Genomic DNA, 16,393 nt, shown 5'->3' with positions numbered 1-16,393 from the left:
AGCGTCCCGTGCGGTTCAGCGTCCCGTGCGGTCCAGCCCGCGCAGAATCCCCGCCTCCTCCTCCGTCAACGGCGCCCCCACCGCCGCCGGCAACGGCGGCCCGCTCAGCGTCGCCAGCACCGTCGAGGGCCTCAGCAGCCGCGTCGGCCCCGTCGTCATGCTCATCACGTCCCACAGCGCCGACGCCGCCGTGTACGAGCCGGTCGCCGTGCGGATCATGCGGCGCGTGTAGGCGGTGACCAGACGGTCGGCCGCCCCGGGCGAGCCCCCACGCGTCCCGGGGAACCAGACGTCCTGGCTCACCGCCATCGTCCACGCCGCCTGCACCGGCCTGGCGGCCCGCCGCTGCACGCGCCGGGCCAGCCCGGGCCCTTCGAGGCCCGCCAGCCGCAGCTCGCGGTCCAGCTCCCGGGCGCCCAGCGCGGCCACCGACATGCCCTGCCCGTACGCCGGGTTGAACGTGGCCAGCGCGTCGCCGAGGACGACGAGGCGTTCGGGCCAGGGGCGGATCCTCTCCAGGAACCGCCGGTGGTTGCTGGTGCTGCGGCTGACGTGGACGTCGGTGAGCGGCTGCGCACCGGAGATCAGCCGGCCCACGATGGGATCGGGCAGGTCCAGGGTGTACTGGAGGAAGGCGTCCGGGTCTGAGGGCGGCTCACCGCCGCCGCGGGTGCCGGCGAGGCTCACCATCCAGCGGTCGCCCTCGATGGGCAGCACCATGCCGCTGCGCCCGGGCCGGCCCTGGTACGGATCGGCCTGCACCATGGTCAGCGGGAAGCGTTCGGCGCCCTCGGGAGTGCGGTAGAGGCGGGTGGCGTTCACCAGGCCGGCGTCCACCGTCTTCTCACGCACGCTGTCGATGCCCAGCCCCGCCAGCCATGTGACGATCCGTGAGCCACGTCCGCTCGCGTCCACCACGAAGTCGGCGGCGAGTTCCTCGTCACCGGCAGCGCTCGACAGACGCACCCCGGTGACCCGCTGCCGGGACCCCGTCAGGTCCCGCACCTGCGCCTTGCGGATCACCACCCGCGTGTTGTCCAGCACCGCCGACCGCACCGCCCAGTCGAGCAGCGCCCGCGTGCACGTCAGCATCCGCGGACCGGGATGACGCCAGCGCCGCAACCACCCCTCGGGCGTGAGGGCCACCATGCCCGAACCGAGGGGTATCTCGTGCGCCCCGGCGGCGAGCAGATGCTTGCGCATGCTCACCCCCGGCACCAGCTCCTCCATCGCGGCCAGGCCGCCGGCCATGAGGAGATGCGCGTGACGTCCCTGCGGGAGGCCCTTGCGGTGCTCGGGCCCGTCGGGCAGATCGTCGCGGTCGAGCACGACCACCTCGTCCGCGACGGCGGACAGGGCCGCCGCGGCCAGCATGCCGGCCAGCCCCGCACCGATGACGACAGCTCTACGCGACATGCGACTCCTCGCACTCAGCCATGAAGGCTCCCCCGCCATGAAGGCATTCCTCGACTTTCGGCCACGGCCGCACCGCACGGCACCGCACGGGACCGCACGAAACCGCACGGGACCGTCCGTCAGCACCGGCATCGAGCCACATGGCTCCAGCCCCGGAAGGCTCTCACCGTACCTTCACGCACCGCGCCGACAACCCCCCGGTGCAAGCACTCTCAAGACCCTTGCCGCGGTACGCGCAGCGCCTGCGCCAGCTCCACCAGGCCGCCCGCGCCGGACCCCTCCATGGCGTGCAGGCGATAGGTGCTCGGCGTGCGCAGCGGCTCCTCCCGCGCGGCCGCACGGTGCGCCGCGGCGGCGAGCATGGCCGCCTCCGAGGTGACCCGCGCCTGGTGCGCGGAGTGGCCGTCGCCCAGAGCGGCCGACAACGCCCGCTCGCGCACCCGGTCGTCGAAGTACGGAGCCAGCGCCAGCAGGGCGTCGTGGATGGCGACTTCGCGCCAGTGCAGGCGCTCCTCGGGCAACTGCCACCAGGACGCGGGCGGCTTGGGCGCCGTCGACACGAACCCGACCCGGTGCCACAGCGGGTCCAGCCTGCGGTAGTCGCGCAGCCCCCGCCAGTGCCCGACGGCCGCCGGCAGCAGCCTCGGCAGCACGAAGCCGGCGGAACAGGTCAGCGCCGCCAGCGCGGCCATCGGCGGGGCGACCCCGGTCGACAGGAAGTCCAGGTCGTGGCCCGTCCAACGCGCCACCACGGCCGTGTACTTGGCCAGCTGGAACCCCACCAGGTCCAGCACCGCACCCACGAAGATCAGCCGCAGCCCGGTCCTGAGCAGGCCGGTGACCTCCCGCCCCCACCGCACGCACACCACGGACATCGCCACGGTGGCCGCGGTGTGCCCCAGCAGGTAGAGCACGATCATCTCGCGCATGCCCGGCGTGTTCGCGTAGTACGTGTCGAGGTCGGTCAGCCGCTCCACCCGCGCGTCCGCCAGCGAGAACAGCAACACGATCGCCACGATCAGCGGGACGTACGCCGCGATGCTGCGCAGGATCAGCCCGCGCACCCGGTCGGAAGGCCCGCCCCGCCAGTTGATCAGCAGGATCAGCAGCGAGCAGCTGTACGCGGAGAGCAGGCCGTAGGTCAGCGGGGCGCCGAAGTTCGGGATGCCGGTGAGGTCGTTGACGGCGGCCAGCGTCATCGGCGCCGAGCAGAGGAACACCACCGCGCCGAGCACGATCGCCGCGCAGGTGGACGCGGTCAGCGGGTTGTGCGGGGCCGACGGCTTCCCGGCGGTCGTACGCGGTCGCCGGAACAGCACGGCGGCGGACAGGGCCAGCACCCCGGCCGCCAGATAGACGACGAGACTCATACCGGGGAGCTCCGTTCGGTCGCAAAGCCGCGGCCCGGCGGCGGCCACTGCGCACGAGCGGTGAGGTCTCAGTGCGTTCCCGATCGCATCAGCGCATCCGGACCGGGCGACCGCTCCTGGAACCACTCCGACTCACGGGCCTGCGCGGGCCGCCGGGGCGAGGCGGGGAGCGTGGCCGTGCCCCGGGCCGCCGTCGCGATCACCGCCGCCCAGGCCGTCGCCGTGGCCCGCTCCGCGTCGCCCGTCGTCCGCAGTGCGGCTTCGAGTGTCTCGTCGTACAACTCCCGGTCGGCGTAGGCGTCCAGATGGCTGAGGGCGTTGTGGATGCTCGTCCGGCGCCAGACCAGCCGGGTGGCGGGGGAGGACCAGCGGGGACGCGGCAGGCGCAGGGCGCGGCGGGCGAGGACGTCGTCGAGCTCGCGCTCCAGGGGCGCGAGGCGTACGTACGTCCGCCAGGCCCGCCGCCACTCGGTCAGCCGGGGGCCGGCCAGCGGGATCAGGACGCCCGTCGCCGTCAGCAGGGCGCCCAGGCCGGCCACCGACATGGCGATCTCGGAGCCGAGGAGTGACCAGTCGCGGCCGGACCAGCGGGCGGCCACGGCGACGAGCTTGGTGACGCTGAACCCGGCGGCGCACACGGCGCCGACGCCCAGCGTGAGCAGTCCCGCGCGCAGCCAGCCGCGCACCTCCCGGGCCCAGCGCAGCGCCGAGACGGCGGTGACGGTGATGGCGGTGAGGTGTCCGGTCAGGTACAGCACGATCATCTCGCGCAGATACGGCGTGTCCGCGTAGTACGTGTCCAGGTCCGTGCGGCGCTCCACCGGGGCCTCGCCCAGTGCGAACAGCGTCGCGATGCCCAGGACCACACCGCAGTAGGCGAGCACCCAGCGCCGTGCGGTGCGTTGCGCGCCCGGTCCGCCCCGCCACAGGGCGACCAGGATCTGGGAGGCGGCGCTGTACGCGGTGATCGCCGCGTACGTCAGCGGCGCCGCCAGGTTGGGGATGCCGCTGAGGCGGTTGACGGCGCCGATCGTGGGCGGCGAGCCGAGGAAGAAGCACAGGCCGGCCAGCCCCAGCACCGCGCAGATGGCCCGCAGATAGGGATCGCGCCGGTGCCGGAGCAGGTCCGGGGCCTTCACCACCAGGCCGAGCCAGAGCACCGCGCAGCTGGAGTAGCCGATCAGACCGCTCATCTCCTGGTCCCGCGGTAGTTGAGGGCGGCCCCGATACGGCCGGCGATGTCCTGGTCGGCGCCCTCACCGGTGGCGTACACGGAGTCCGAGGAGGCGTCCAGCCAGGTGCGCAGCCGACGGCCCATCAGCATGCCGAAGCGGTCGGCCTCCTGTTCGTCGGCCAGGGTGAAGTCGGAGCGGGCGGCGGCCCGGCGTCCGGCCGTGCTCTCCCGCAGCTGGTGCATGTGCCACACCTCGTGGCAGAAGATCACGATCTGGTGCCACACGGCGGCCCGCTTGTCGACGATGACGTCGTCATGGGTCTCGCGCTCCAGCCACAGCCCGCTCGCGGTGTGTGGCGGGAAGATCTCCCGGTGGACGACGATCGGGCGCCCGCGCCACTGGACGGCCGAGTCGACGACCGCGCGGAACAGGGCCTCGGGGTCAGCGGGGACGGGTACGCGGACGGGCCCGATGAGGGCGTCCGCGAGGCGACGCATCTCCCTGTTCGTTCGCACGGTTCTCCCCGTGGCTGCTGGACGTTCGACGCTGTGCAATATGCCAACTCCCGCGCCGCTTCAGCCACCTCCCACGGGGCCGGTCGACCAGGGATGGCCGAAACCGGACGGCGGAGCGCGGGTGTCAGGTGCTCAGAGGCCGTCCTCGTCCGCCGAGTTCCGCTCCGTGATCATCTCGGCCCATTCGGCCAGCGCCTGGAGCTTGCGCGGCGACATGTGCGGGGCGCGTCTGGCCAGCCGGTAGAAGCCGGGGGTGCGCAGCGGGGCCAACGGGTCCGCCTTCGCCTCCAGTTCCCCCAGCACCGGCTGGAGCGCGCCGTGCAGGGCCTCCGCCTCGTCCTCGGTGAAGAAACCGGCGGGCAGGTCGAAGTGGCGGCGGAGCCGGTCGGCGTGTTCCAGGCTGGGCAGTCCGCTGCGGCGCCACTCGCTCAGCCACTGTCTGCTCGTGCCGGCGATCCGGGCCAGCTCGTCCAGCGAGTACCGCTTGCCGTCGGGGCGGCGGCGGGTCTCGCGCACGAAGTCGAGCCGCTGCCGGACCCGGTCGCCGAGGCTCGTCTCGGGCAGGCGCCGGCCCTCCAGGAGGGCGGTGACGGTCTCGGCGGGAATGCCGGTGCGGTACGACAGGGCTGCCACGTCCAGCACCTCGGACAGCCGGCCCGGCCGGCCGGTCAGCTCCTCGATGCGCGCGCGCAGTTCGGCAAGGGAAGCGTGGGCGTCTCTCACCGAGTTCTCCCTGTTCTCCCTGGGCGCGGCCGCCGATCCGTGACTGAGGGAGAGTATCGGGTCGTCCGGTCGGCGGCCAGCAGCACAGCAGCAAAAGCTGCTGTTTTACGCAGCAATAGTTGACAGCTGCTGTCGCTGCGGGCAATGATCGCGTCACTGAGAGCTGCATTCCGCTTCAGCGGCCTGCGGCTCCCGACGTCCGGCCGTGCACCCGCCTCTTCTCGCGGCCGTACGAGGTCGAGGCCACCCTCCACGGGGGGACGCGAGCACTGCCGGTTCGCGTCACACGAGGCCACCTCGGCCGACCCAGGGCGTCCTGGGCGCTGCCTACGGGGGAGCAGCGCCCGGGGCCCCGTGGGGGACATCGGCGTGTCCCGGGCTGGTTCCCGTGCGGCCGGCCGGGTCATGAGGCGACCGCGCCGGAGCTGCGAAACGGTCGTTGCAGGATCGGGCTGCGGCGAGCATGTCCGCGGGGCGCCCGCACATTGAGGGGCCCCGTGGACCGAGCGCACACCGCGGGGGCCACGCCGGCGAGGCGCGGGCGCCCGCCACCCGGCTGCCGGGCGGCCTCTGTTGCCCCGCCGCACAGCCCCGGCCAGCAGCGCCCCGCCCCCCACCACGCCGACTTCCTGCGTGGCCAGTCCCGGGCCGGTCCGGCGCGACGCCGGCCAGGGCGCCCGCGACGGCCAGTGACGCCGACCGCGACGAAACGCGCCGTCAACTCGTGAGCGAGTGGCCGTCAGGGTGGGGTTCCGGGTGGGTGCGGATGGCGCGGAGGTCCTCCGGGTGGCGCAGGGCGCGGGACACGGCTCCGATCTCGCGCAGGAGCTCCGTGGTGTCGCGGGCGCCCGCGCCCTCGTCCTCAGGCGTCCGGGTTCTGGTGTCGATCGCGTCCAGGATCGCCGCCGTCGCGGCGAGTGTCTTCGCCCGGTCCGGTGGGTGCCCGAGGGCGACGGCGGCGTCGTGGAACCGTGCGCGCCGGTCCTCGTCGACGAACCGGGCGAGCGGGAGCAGGACGTCGCGGATGAACGTCTCCCGGCGGACCAGCCGCAGCTCCGGACTGGCGCGCAGCAGGAAGGGGACACCGCCGCCGTTGACCGTCCTCATGAGCAGGTACAGCGGCCGCAGCTCGTGGTGGGCCAGCCGGACGTGCAGCCGGCCGTGCAGGTACTGCCCGGCGTGCGGAAGGATGAAGCCCACCGCGATCAGCACGGCGGACAGACAGGCGAGCGGCGGCGCCACGGCCGTGCTCAGCCAGTCCAGGTCCCGGCCGGACCAACGGGCCGCCACGGCGGTGAGTTTGGCGGCGTCGAAGAACAACTGGGACGCGTATCCGGCGCCCAGGAACTTCAGCCCCCAGCGCAGCAGGGAGTCCAGCCCGTCGGTGCGGATCCAGTTCCAGATCAGCCCGTTGGTGACCAGCGCGGCCACGGTGTGCGCGAGCAGGTACAGCACGATCATCTCGCGCATGTACGGGGTGTTGGCGTAGTACGTGTCCAGATCCCGCAGCCGCTCCACCGGCACGTCCGCGAGCGCGAACAGCACCCACATCGCGACGATCACGCACGAGTAGACCGCCACGACCCCGAGCATGGCGCGACGCGTGCGGTCCGAACGGTCGGACAGCCCGTTGCGCCAGGTGATGATCAGCAGCAGACAGGAGGCACAGAACGCGGTGAGCAGCGAGTAGACCCAGGGCCCCGAGAAGTTCGCCACGCCCGTCAGCCGGTTGACCCGGGCGATCGTCGACGGCGCCACGAACACGAACACCGCGCAGGCCAGTAGCAGCAACCCGCCGACCGCGCGCAGCAGCGGGTCCTTCCACAGCCGGATGATGCTCGGCAGCTTGATGGCCAGGGCCGCGGCCAGGATCCCGGCGGGAATCCACCAGAAGTTCGGATAGAACTGGTTGACGAACTCGACCGGCGTCAGCGCCACCGTCGTCACGGTGCCGCACCTCCTCGTGGCCCCCGGTAGCCCAGCGACCGCTGCACCGGAGCGAGGGGTACGTCCGGCCCGCGCCCGCCCGGCAGCAGCGGACGGCAGACCGCGGCCAGCCGGTGCCCGAAGTCGTCGGCCTCGGCCTCGTCCCGCTCCCGTGAGCCGTGCCGCGCGGCCACCGTCAGGGCGATGTCCTCCCACCCCGGCCGGTCGGCGAACGCGTGGGCCGCCGCCGTCCCCACCAGGTGGTGATGGGCGTGCCCCGCGTGCAGATGCCACAGCTCATGCCCGAGGATGACCAGCTGCTGCACCGCCTCGGCCCGTTCCTCGACGATGACGAGGTCGAAGTCCTGGAACTCGACCCACAGCCCGGTCACCTCGATCTCGTCGGGAAAGCGTTCAAAACGCAGCTCGACGCGACGCCCGCCCCGCCGCGCGCTCATCTCCTCGCACAGCAGCCGGCACAGCGCCGGCACGTCGGCCGGGGCCTGCCCTCTCGCCCGGACCGCGGCGGCGAGCTCGGCGGCCAGGCCGCGCATGGCGGAGCCGCTGCGTGAACGCCGAAACGCGGCGGCGACTCGGGCGGCTCTGCTCCGCGCGCCCGCGATGTCCATCGCTCCCCCTTCTCACCACCGGCCGACGGCTTGACAGCGGGTCCGAGACTACGCGCCCGAAACTGTTCGCGTCAGGCGATTCAGGTGCCCGTGGTTCAACGAGGAACGACTGATTCCGCGCGAAAGACGTGCGCAAAGTTCCGGGGCACCCATTGACGCGCAAGCCCTTCGAACTTACGGTCCCGTTCGAAGTAACGAGCGCCTTCCGATATACCGAACAACGACAGTAAGGGCAGGGCAGTGACGCCCTTCTTCTCAGGGGCGCGGGGCTGTGCTCAATATGCGGCTCCGCCGCGTGGGCGCGACAAGCCACGAATCACCCGGACGAAACCGAACCTCGAAAGGCAAGCATGCACACCGCCCGCTTCACCCTCGACCCCGCCTTCACCGTCGGCGACGTCAACCCCCGCCTCTTCGGCAGCTTCGTGGAACACCTCGGCCGCTGCGTCTACACCGGCATCTTCGAACCCGACCACCCCACGGCCGACGACAAGGGCCTGCGCCAGGACGTCCTGGACCTCGTCAGAGAACTCGGCGTCACCGCCGTCCGCTACCCCGGCGGCAACTTCGTCTCCGGCTACAAGTGGGAAGACTCGGTCGGCCCGGCCGAATCCCGCCCCCGCCGCCTCGACCTCGCCTGGCACTCGACGGAGTCCAACCGCTTCGGCCTCTCCGAGTACATCGACTTCCTCCGCAAGATCGGCCCCCAGGCCGAACCCATGATGGCCGTCAACCTCGGCACCCGAGGCGTCGCCGAAGCCCTCGAACTCCAGGAGTACGCCAACCACACCGAGGGCACCGCCCTGTCCGACCTCCGCGCCTCCCACGGCGACAAGGACCCCTTCGGCATCCGGCTCTGGTGCCTCGGCAACGAGATGGACGGCCCCTGGCAGACCGGCCACAAGACCGCCGAGGAGTACGGCCGCGTCGCCGCCGAGACGGCCCGGGCCATGCGCCAGATGGACCCCGGCGTGGAACTCGTCGCCTGCGGCTCCTCCAGCCAGTCCATGCCCACGTTCGCCGAGTGGGAGGCGACGGTCCTCAAGGAGACCTACGACCTCGTCGACTACATCTCGCTGCACGCCTACTACTGGCCCGAGAACGGCGACATCGACTCCTTCCTCGCCTCCGCCGTCGACATGGAGTCCTTCATCGACAACGTCGTCGCGACCGCCGACCACGTCGGCGCCCGCCTGAAGTCGAAGAAGAAGATCAACCTCTCCTTCGACGAGTGGAACGTCTGGTACCTGCCCGAGTGGGAGTCGCACGCCAAGACCTTCGAGCAGGACGACTGGCCCGAGGCACCCCGCCTGCTGGAGGACAACTACAGCGTCACCGACGCCGTCGTCTTCGGCTCGCTCCTCATCGCCCTGCTCCGGCACGCCGACCGCGTCACGGTCGCCTGCCTCGCCCAGCTCGTCAACGTCATCGCACCGATCATGACCGAGCCGGGCGGCAAGGCCTGGCGCCAGACCACGTTCTTCCCCTTCGCGCAGGCCGCCCGGCACGGCCGCGGCCAGGTCCTGGACGTCCGCGTGGACTCGCCGACGTACGAGACGAAGAAGTACGGCGAGACCGACCTGCTGCACGCCACCGCCGTACGCGCCGACGACGGCACGGTCACGGTCTTCGCCGTCAACCGCGGCCGCACCGAGGCCCTCCCGCTCGAAGTCGCCCTGACCGGTCTCGACCTCACCCGGGTCGTCGAGCACAGCGCCCTCGCGGACGCCGACCCCGACGCCCGCAACACCCTGGAGGACCCCGAGCGGGTCGCCCCGCACCCGGTCGACGGCACAGCCCTCCAGGACGGCACGCTGAGCGCCGTCCTGGAGCCGCTGTCCTGGAACGTGATCCGGCTGGCGTGACGTCCGGACGGGCGGATCAGCGCTCGATGCGCGGCTGGGCGGCCGAGGACGCCGACGTCGACGTCGTCCCCACCGCCCAGTAGCCGTCCGCCGAACCCGGCACAGTGGCCAGGGCGTTCATGACGACGGGGGTCGTGGCCACCGGCCCCCGCTCGCTCACCCAGGCCGCGCCGTCCCACCGCAGGTAGTGGGCCCGGGTCTGGTCCCAGAAGTCCCAGCCCGCGATCCGGTCCGGCCGCCCCTGCGCGTCCCCGACGATCCCGTTGAGCATGCCGACGCCGAACGGCCCGGTCACGCCCTGCCAGGTGCTGCCGTCGCCGTGCAGCAGCAGCACACCCGGGGGTTTGCCGATCGGGCCGCCCACACCGTAGTCGTAGCCGACGAGCCACAGGTCGTCGTCGGCGACCGGCAGCAGCCCGGTGATGCTCGCGCGGATGCCCTGGTAGGCGGCCAGTTCGGTCCAGGCGGAGCCGTTCCAGCGGGCCACGATGCCGACGCCGTGGAGCCAGACGTCACCGGCGGGCGTCAGCTGGACCCCCGAAGGAGTGGCGGCGGTCGCGCTCGGCGGCGCGGGCAGCCAGGTCCAGGTGCCACCGCCGTCCCGGTGCAGGAGCAGCCGGCCGTCCGGGGTACGGCCGGAGAACCAGGCTCCGCCGCCCGGGTCGACCGCGACACCGGTGAGCAAGGTGCCGGACTGGCCCCGGCCCGGGAAGTCGGTCTCCCGCCAGGTTCCCCCGTCCCACGTGAGCACGTGCGTGAGCCCGGCCGTGTCGGTGCCGATCGCCCATGCCGAGCGGGCGCACGTACCGGCGACGGAGTGCAGGTAGCCGCGGAAGCCCAGATGGCCGAGGGCGGTCCGCGCCCATGCCGTGCCGTCCCACACCAGGGCCAGCGGCGAGCCGAGCGTGCCGCCGCTGCGGCCCTCCTCGCCCACGCCCCACGCCAGGCCGTCTCCGGCGGCGGCGACATCCCGTAACTGGGCCGCCGCCGTACCCGCCGGTGTCGGCACGGCCTGCCACGTGCGGGGTGTGCCGGTGTCCCGGGCGACCGCGGCCGCGGCCGGCCCACCGGTCACCGAGGCGAGCCCGAGACCCGCCCCGGCACCGACCAATCCGCTGATGAAACGCCGTCTTCGCACGAGGTTCCCCTCCCTCTTCGGCGGATGCGGGGCAACACGGTGGCCCAGCCCGCCGGAGAAGGCAATGCGCGCGAACGCCTCGATCCGGTCACACCGGCTTGACCGGGACACCTCCGGCCGCCGCGCCCAGCAGGGTCAGCCGTACGTCCTTCGGCCCGGAGGGTGTGGTGCCGTCGGACAACACCGCCAACGCCAGGGTGTTGGCACCCCGGGTGCGCAGAATGCCGTTCGGCAGCACGAAGGTGTGCTGCGGCCCCACGTCGTTGATGTACTGGCCCATGTTCCAGCCGTTGAGGAAGATCTGGACGCGATAGGCCCGGTCCGGGTCGTCGTCGAGGACGAGCCCGACCGAGGCGTCGACGCCCGGGTCGACGTCCAGCCGGAAGTCCGTCCGGTACCAGGTGACGCCCTGCCGCCGGTCGTCCCGAGGCAGCTCGGCGTCCTTCCAGCCCCCGTCGTCGTACTCCGGCAGGTGCCAGCCCTCGCGCTCTCCGTACAGCCCGCCGTTGTTCATCGGCCCGCGCACCGGATCCGGCGTGGACGCGCCCTGGACGCGCCACGTCACCTCGGGGGAGCCGCCCTCGAAGGTGACGGCGGTCAGGCCGCGTGCCGCCTTGTGCGTGTCGAGCGCCTTGCCGTCCATGTCGTGCTGCATCGGCCGGACGAGCACGGACAGCACGTGCCGGTCACGCTTCCCGTCCCGCGCCTCACGGAACCTCTCCCGCAGTTCCTCCGGCAGGCCGAAGACGGCCTTCGCCGTCCAAGTGCCCTGCCGTGCCCGCTCCTTGTCCGGCACCGGCATCCGGTGCGTGCCCAGCGGCTCCCCGTCCAGCCAGGCCATCAGCAGGCCCTGCGTGCCCGTGCTGTACGCGAGGGAGACGGACTCGACGCCGTTCTCGTCGCTCCACTCGCCCCGGTACCAGACGTCGCCGTAGTGGAAGCCGTAGTCGTCGGCGAACAGCACGGGCTGTCCGTCGGGCACGGGCGTCGTGCTGAACGACGTCGTCCTGTCGGCCGTCGTCCAGCCGGAGTCGTCGAAACCGGGCTCGGCCTCCGGGTTCTCCGTCCGCCGCCGCCAGCCCCCCAGGGCGGGCAGGGCCGGCCGGGTCACACCGGGGAGCGGCCGCAGCGCCAGCAGACTTCCGGAGGCGCTGATCCGCGTGGGCACCGCACGCCCGTTCCACGTCACATGGGTGATCCCGGGCGGTCCCCACACCTCCAGGCCGGTCGCGCCGACGGTGTCACCGGTCAGGTGGACGGTGGCACCGCGCAGGGTGGCGGACCGCAGCAGCGCCGGGCCGTAGACGAGGAGTTGGCCGGACGGTGTCTCGTACGGCCACAGCCGCACGGCCGTCGCGTCGTCGGCGAACAGCAGCAGCATCGGCGTGTCCACGCCGTCGCCCTCGACCCGCACCCGGCTCAGCCCGCCCGCCCCGAGCGGAGCGGTGATGTTCAGCTTGTTGAGGTTCCAGGACCACGCGGGCTCCGCGTCCAGCCGCATGGGGGTCGGCTCGTCCGGGCAGTCCAGCACGACCTGCGCCAGATCGCCCCGCCGGCCCGTGAACACGGCGATGTCCTGCCGCCCGGCGGTCAGGCTCAGCATGGGCTGCACGGTGGAGTGCACCATCGTCCGCCTCCCGAGCCTCAGCCCGGCGGCGATCAGCTTGGCGTCCCGCGCGGGGACGGTGACCGGCACGTCGATCCCGGCGTCCGGCAGCGTCGAGGTGACCGCCTCGCCGGAGTCGTTGCGCAGGACGTAGACGTGCGCGCCGGTGTCGGGGTTGGCCAGGTGGTAGACCTCGATCCGCTCGTCCGTGGCCCGTACGGGCTTCGCCCGGTCCAGTCTGGCGAGGTCCGGCACGTGCCGCAGCATCTGCCCGAGCTGGTGCATCGTGGCGAGCTTGGGCGTGGCGTTGCGGGCCTCGTCGAAGGCCGCGCCGTAGTCGTACGAGGTGTAGACGGCCGGCGCGGGCAGCCAGCCCCAGGAGGTGCCGCCGAAGGTCATGTAGACGTTGTGCAGCGTGATGCCGTTGGCGAGGTGGGTGAGGTAGAAGCGCCGCTCGTAGGCCGCGTCCCGGGTCCGGCGCGCCTCGGCGTACCCCTTGCCGTCGAACCAGGCCCCGCCCCACGGGTCGAACCAGCCCCCGCCGGACTCGGGCACGAACCCGGGCGTCCTCGGGCTGGCCGTGGCCCCGCCCTTCACCCCGCCGGGCCCGAAGTGCCCCCGGTCGGGCGGCACCTCGCCCGGCTCCGGATACGCGTCGAACCCGTACAGCCAGCGCCCCTTCTCGCCACCGGTGCCGAACGACCCCGGGGCCCAGTACCCGTTCCGCCCCTTGTCGTTGTGGAACAGCGGCACGTCGATGCCGTCGGCGCGGACCTTCTCGTACAGGTACGACATGTAGGCGCGCCCGGACGGCTCGTCGACGTGCGCGTCGTACTCGTTCTCGATCTGGTACAGCAGGACCGTGCCCGTGCCCCGGGTGAACAGCCGCTTGGCGACGACGGCGTTGACCGCGGTCAGCCACTCGTCGACGTACCGCAGATACGTCGGGTCGGAGGTCCGGGCCCTGCCCTCGGTCGCGGTCAGCCAGCCGGGGAAGCCTCCCGCGTCGACCTCCGCGTTGATGTACGGGCCGGGCCGCAGGATCACGTACAGACCGGTCTCGGCGGCCATCCGCAGGAACAGGTCCAGGTCGCGCACACCGGTGAAGTCGTACCGGCCCGGTGCGGGGGAGTGGTAGTTCCAGGCGACGTACACACTGACGGCGTTGTAGCCGTAGGCACGCATCTTCTGCAGCACGTCCCGCCAGAGCGACGGGCTCGGCAGCCGGAAGGGGTGCATCTCGCCGGACCAGAGCACCAGGCGCCGGCCGTCGACCAGCAGCGAGTACCGGTCGAAGCCGATCTGGTGCCGCCTGCCGTCCGCGCTCGGCACGGGCGGCGGCGGTCCGGTGCGCACGGGGCGGCCCTGATTGGCGGAGGTCGGCGACCCGCTGCCGGTCAGCGCGAAGCCGAGCGCCGCCGTGCCGGCGAGAGCGTGGAAGGTACGCCTGCTGAGCTCCAAGGGAGCGCCTCCTGTTGTGCTGCCGTGCCGTACGTGGTGCTGGTGCGTCATTGTCTACGGGCCGACCGCGACAATGGTCCTATGAGGATCTCGGCACGTGCGGACTACGCGGTACGAGCGGTCGTGGAGCTGGCCGCCCGGCAAGGTGAGGGGCCGGTCAAGGCGGAGGCCGTCGCCACCGCGCAGGACATTCCCCACAAGTTCCTGGAGGGGATCCTCGGCGATCTGCGCCGCGGGGGTGTCGTCGACAGCCGGCGCGGCGGGGGCGGCGGCTACCGGCTGGCCCGGGAGGCCACCGAGATCACGGTCGCGGACGTGATCCGGGCCGTGGACGGCCCGATCGTCTCGGTACGCGGTGAGCGCCCGACCGGCCTCGCCTACACCGGCACGGCCGAGCCGCTGCTGCCGCTGTGGATCGCCCTGCGGGCCAACGTGCGCCGGATCCTGGAGGGTGTGACGGTTGCCGACCTCGCGGCCGGGGCGCTGCCCGAGCCGGTGGAGCGGCTGGCGGCGGAGCCGGCGGCGTGGGAGAACCCGTGACGGGCCGCGTCCGTGCCGGTGGGTGATCCTCATCGCGTCCTCGGGGAGTCCTGGGTCTGACGCACTGCAACGCACCTTATGCGTCCACCGACATCCCGTGTGAATTCAGGCCAGTGTGAATGGCCGGAGAGCGCCCTGGCCGACCCCTCCCGCCCTGCGTACGATGCCACCGCTCCCGGCCTTCACAGCTCCTTCATGGAATGGTCACAGGTCGGGGGTGCATGTGCTGTCGTCTTGACATGCCCATGCCCGCCTCGTGATCCACCCCCCACGAACGGATGGGAGAACCATGGCCGGTGGCCTGCTCCTGAGCGGCGCGATCGCAGCGCTCCTCACCAGCGCACTCCCCGCACAAACCCCGTCCTCCGGGTTCGACGACCCGCCCCCGGACAAGATCGTCATCAAGGTCGCCACGGTGAACGGCTCCGGCTGTCCCGCGGGCACGGCAGCCGTCGCCGTCTCCGAGGACAACACCGCGTTCACGGTCACCTACAGCGACTACCTCGCCCAGGCCGGCGGCGGCTCCGACCCGACCGCGTTCCGCAGGAACTGCCAGCTCAGCCTGATCGTCCACGTCCCCGGCGGCTTCACCTACGCCATCGCGAGCGCCGACTACCGAGGCTTCGCCTCCCTCCAGCCCGGCGCGAGCGGCTCCCAGCGAGCCTCGTACTACTTCCAGGGCTCACCGAGCACGGTGCAGAAGAACCACCCCTTCAGCGGCCCCTACAACGACAACTGGCAGGCCACCGACGAAACGGACTGGGCCCAGCTGGTCTACGCACCCTGCGGCGTCCAGCGCAACTTCAACATCAACACCGAGCTCCGGGTCAACGCCGGTACCCAGTCGGCCAACAAGGTCAGCTTCATGACCATGGACTCGACGGACGGGGACATCAGCACGGTGTACCACCTGGCGTGGAAGGAGTGCCCGCCGAAGAAGTGAGCGTACGAACGGGGGCGGCCCACCGCGGGGTGGGCCGCACTCGGCTAGGCCCTGTCGTTTGGATCAGGCCGGCTGTAGCTCACGGCGCCTTCCAGCCGACCCGAGCGGGGTCTGGTGCGTGCAGCTGCAAGGCGGAGGAGGGCGCCAACGCGATGGGGGCACCGCCCGCGCGAGCGAAGCCGAGCGTGGGGGAGTTGGCAACCGACGACAACGCCGCAGATGTGCGTGCCAGACCCCGCGACGCCGGGATGATCCAAACGACAGGGCCTAACGCCCTTCCAGTGCCGCCGCGGTCGCCGTCACGAAGGCCTCCGGGTTGTCCAGCATGATGTTGTGCCCGCAGTCGGGGACCGCGACGACGGACACCCCGGCCTCGGCCAGCGCGTCGGCGCCCGGGAGCGGCCCGTCGTCCTCGGGCAGCAGGAACGTGCGGGGAATCCTCAGCTCCAGGAGCATCTCGCGCATCGTGGGCACCGAGCCGCGGGTGAGATGGAACGCGCTGCGATGAAGGGCCTCCCGACCCGCCAGCCTCATGGTGGACCACCAGTGCGCCCCGACCCGGTCACGAACCTCCTCCCACCCCCCGCCGTTCACGAACTCCTCCTCGGAGTAGAAGGCGATACCGCTGCTGCCCGACGAACCGGGGGCGCGCGGAATCGGATCGAGGTTGGCGTCGACCAGCACCAGACGTGAGACCAGACGAGGATGCCGGGCGGCCAGGACGATAGCGACGGAACCGCCCATGCTGTGAGCGATCAGCTCGGCGCCTGAGACACCGGCCCCGGTCAGAGCTTGGGCGAGCGCGTCGGCGTGCGATTCCAGCGTGTAATCGAAGGTGGTCGGCCGGTCGCTGATGCCGTGTCCCAGGAGGTCGATCAGCAGCGAGCGACGGCCCGCCAGCCGGGGATCGACCGCGACCTCCGTGAAGTAGGCGGGCGAAGTGGCGCCCAGCCCGTGCACGTACACCCGCGGTGGCTCCTGCCCCGGCAACTCGACCCAGCGGATGTGATCGCCCTCGGGGGTCACGGCGGCGCTGCGCACGGTCTGCTCTCCTCTGTTCACGGTGGTTCGGGTGGGGAGAGTCAT

Annotated in this window: 13 protein-coding genes; 3 read left to right on the top strand and 10 right to left on the bottom strand. The window is 72.2% G+C overall.

Features of this window, described 5'->3' with window-relative positions; genetic code table 11:
• Positions 1-15: 15 nt before the first annotated feature.
• The 7 genes from SSQG_RS11820 to SSQG_RS11790 all read right to left on the bottom strand — a co-directional run bounded on the left by SSQG_RS11820 (position 16) and on the right by SSQG_RS11790 (position 7,754).
• Positions 16-1,416 carry an NAD(P)/FAD-dependent oxidoreductase gene (locus tag SSQG_RS11820; RefSeq protein ID WP_086025082.1) on the bottom strand — a complete coding sequence of 467 codons (1,401 nt, stop codon included), beginning with the start codon at positions 1,414-1,416 and terminating at the stop codon, positions 16-18.
• Between the two features lie 212 nt (positions 1,417-1,628).
• Complete coding sequence (locus SSQG_RS11815; protein WP_039934985.1) at positions 1,629-2,786, bottom strand: MAB_1171c family putative transporter; 1,158 nt, start codon at positions 2,784-2,786, stop codon at positions 1,629-1,631.
• 68 nt (positions 2,787-2,854) lie between these two features.
• A complete protein-coding gene (locus SSQG_RS11810; protein WP_003989987.1) occupies positions 2,855-3,979 on the bottom strand; it encodes an MAB_1171c family putative transporter in 1,125 nt (374 codons plus the stop codon).
• A complete protein-coding gene (locus SSQG_RS11805; protein WP_039932445.1) occupies positions 3,976-4,476 on the bottom strand; it encodes a hypothetical protein in 501 nt (166 codons plus the stop codon). Before SSQG_RS11805 ends, SSQG_RS11810 begins: the two co-directional genes overlap by 4 nt.
• A gap of 132 nt (positions 4,477-4,608) precedes the next feature.
• Positions 4,609-5,199, bottom strand: a complete 591-nt coding sequence (locus SSQG_RS11800) for a hypothetical protein (RefSeq protein ID WP_003989985.1) — start codon at positions 5,197-5,199, stop codon at positions 4,609-4,611.
• Between the two features lie 717 nt (positions 5,200-5,916).
• Positions 5,917-7,146 carry a DUF6545 domain-containing protein gene (locus SSQG_RS11795; protein WP_052310265.1) on the bottom strand — a complete coding sequence of 410 codons (1,230 nt, stop codon included), beginning with the start codon at positions 7,144-7,146 and terminating at the stop codon, positions 5,917-5,919.
• A complete protein-coding gene (locus tag SSQG_RS11790) occupies positions 7,143-7,754 on the bottom strand; it encodes a hypothetical protein (protein ID WP_003989983.1) in 612 nt (203 codons plus the stop codon). Before SSQG_RS11790 ends, SSQG_RS11795 begins: the two co-directional genes overlap by 4 nt.
• A gap of 350 nt (positions 7,755-8,104) precedes the next feature.
• On the opposite strand from SSQG_RS11790, the gene SSQG_RS11785 reads away from it, so the two are divergent.
• On the top strand, positions 8,105-9,619 hold the full coding sequence (locus SSQG_RS11785; RefSeq protein ID WP_003989982.1) for an alpha-N-arabinofuranosidase: 1,515 nt from the start codon (positions 8,105-8,107) through the stop codon (positions 9,617-9,619).
• A 16-nt stretch (positions 9,620-9,635) separates the two neighbouring features.
• Here the strand turns inward: SSQG_RS11785 and SSQG_RS11780 are convergent, their stop codons facing one another.
• Positions 9,636-10,757, bottom strand: a complete 1,122-nt coding sequence (locus tag SSQG_RS11780) for a hypothetical protein (protein WP_039932443.1) — start codon at positions 10,755-10,757, stop codon at positions 9,636-9,638.
• Positions 10,758-10,845: 88 nt separating this feature from the next.
• Positions 10,846-13,824: a glycoside hydrolase family 35 protein gene (locus tag SSQG_RS11775; protein WP_039932441.1), complete on the bottom strand. Its 2,979-nt coding sequence runs from the start codon at positions 13,822-13,824 to the stop codon at positions 10,846-10,848.
• A gap of 81 nt (positions 13,825-13,905) precedes the next feature.
• Here SSQG_RS11775 and SSQG_RS11770 point away from each other — a divergent pair, with 81 nt between their 5' ends.
• Entirely contained in the window at positions 13,906-14,364 is a 459-nt protein-coding gene (locus SSQG_RS11770) for an RrF2 family transcriptional regulator (protein WP_003989979.1), read from the top strand.
• 289 nt (positions 14,365-14,653) lie between these two features.
• Complete coding sequence (locus SSQG_RS11765; RefSeq protein ID WP_003989978.1) at positions 14,654-15,307, top strand: DUF4360 domain-containing protein; 654 nt, start codon at positions 14,654-14,656, stop codon at positions 15,305-15,307.
• 267 nt (positions 15,308-15,574) lie between these two features.
• On the opposite strand, the gene SSQG_RS11760 is transcribed toward SSQG_RS11765, so the two are convergent.
• Complete coding sequence (locus SSQG_RS11760) at positions 15,575-16,348, bottom strand: alpha/beta fold hydrolase (protein ID WP_003989977.1); 774 nt, start codon at positions 16,346-16,348, stop codon at positions 15,575-15,577.
• Positions 16,349-16,393 lie beyond the last annotated feature (45 nt).

Origin of the sequence: Streptomyces viridochromogenes DSM 40736, from assembly GCF_000158955.1 — a bacterium.
Classification (GTDB): Bacteria; Actinomycetota; Actinomycetes; order Streptomycetales; family Streptomycetaceae; genus Streptomyces; species Streptomyces venetus.
The sequence above is the reverse complement of the archived record's forward strand: the minus strand, read 5'-3'. Positions and strand labels throughout refer to the sequence as shown.

Excerpts from the sequence above, each read along its gene's own strand:
- SSQG_RS11820 (WP_086025082.1), bottom strand. The coding sequence starts at position 1,416 with ATGTCGCGTAGAGCTGTCGTCATCGGTGCGGGGCTGGCCGGCATGCTG.
- SSQG_RS11815 (WP_039934985.1), bottom strand. The coding sequence starts at position 2,786 with ATGAGTCTCGTCGTCTATCTGGCGGCCGGGGTGCTGGCCCTGTCCGCC.
- SSQG_RS11810 (WP_003989987.1), bottom strand. The coding sequence starts at position 3,979 with ATGAGCGGTCTGATCGGCTACTCCAGCTGCGCGGTGCTCTGGCTCGGC.
- SSQG_RS11790 (WP_003989983.1), bottom strand. The coding sequence starts at position 7,754 with ATGGACATCGCGGGCGCGCGGAGCAGAGCCGCCCGAGTCGCCGCCGCG.
- SSQG_RS11785 (WP_003989982.1), top strand. The coding sequence starts at position 8,105 with ATGCACACCGCCCGCTTCACCCTCGACCCCGCCTTCACCGTCGGCGAC.
- SSQG_RS11770 (WP_003989979.1), top strand. The coding sequence starts at position 13,906 with ATGAGGATCTCGGCACGTGCGGACTACGCGGTACGAGCGGTCGTGGAG.
- SSQG_RS11765 (WP_003989978.1), top strand. The coding sequence starts at position 14,654 with ATGGCCGGTGGCCTGCTCCTGAGCGGCGCGATCGCAGCGCTCCTCACC.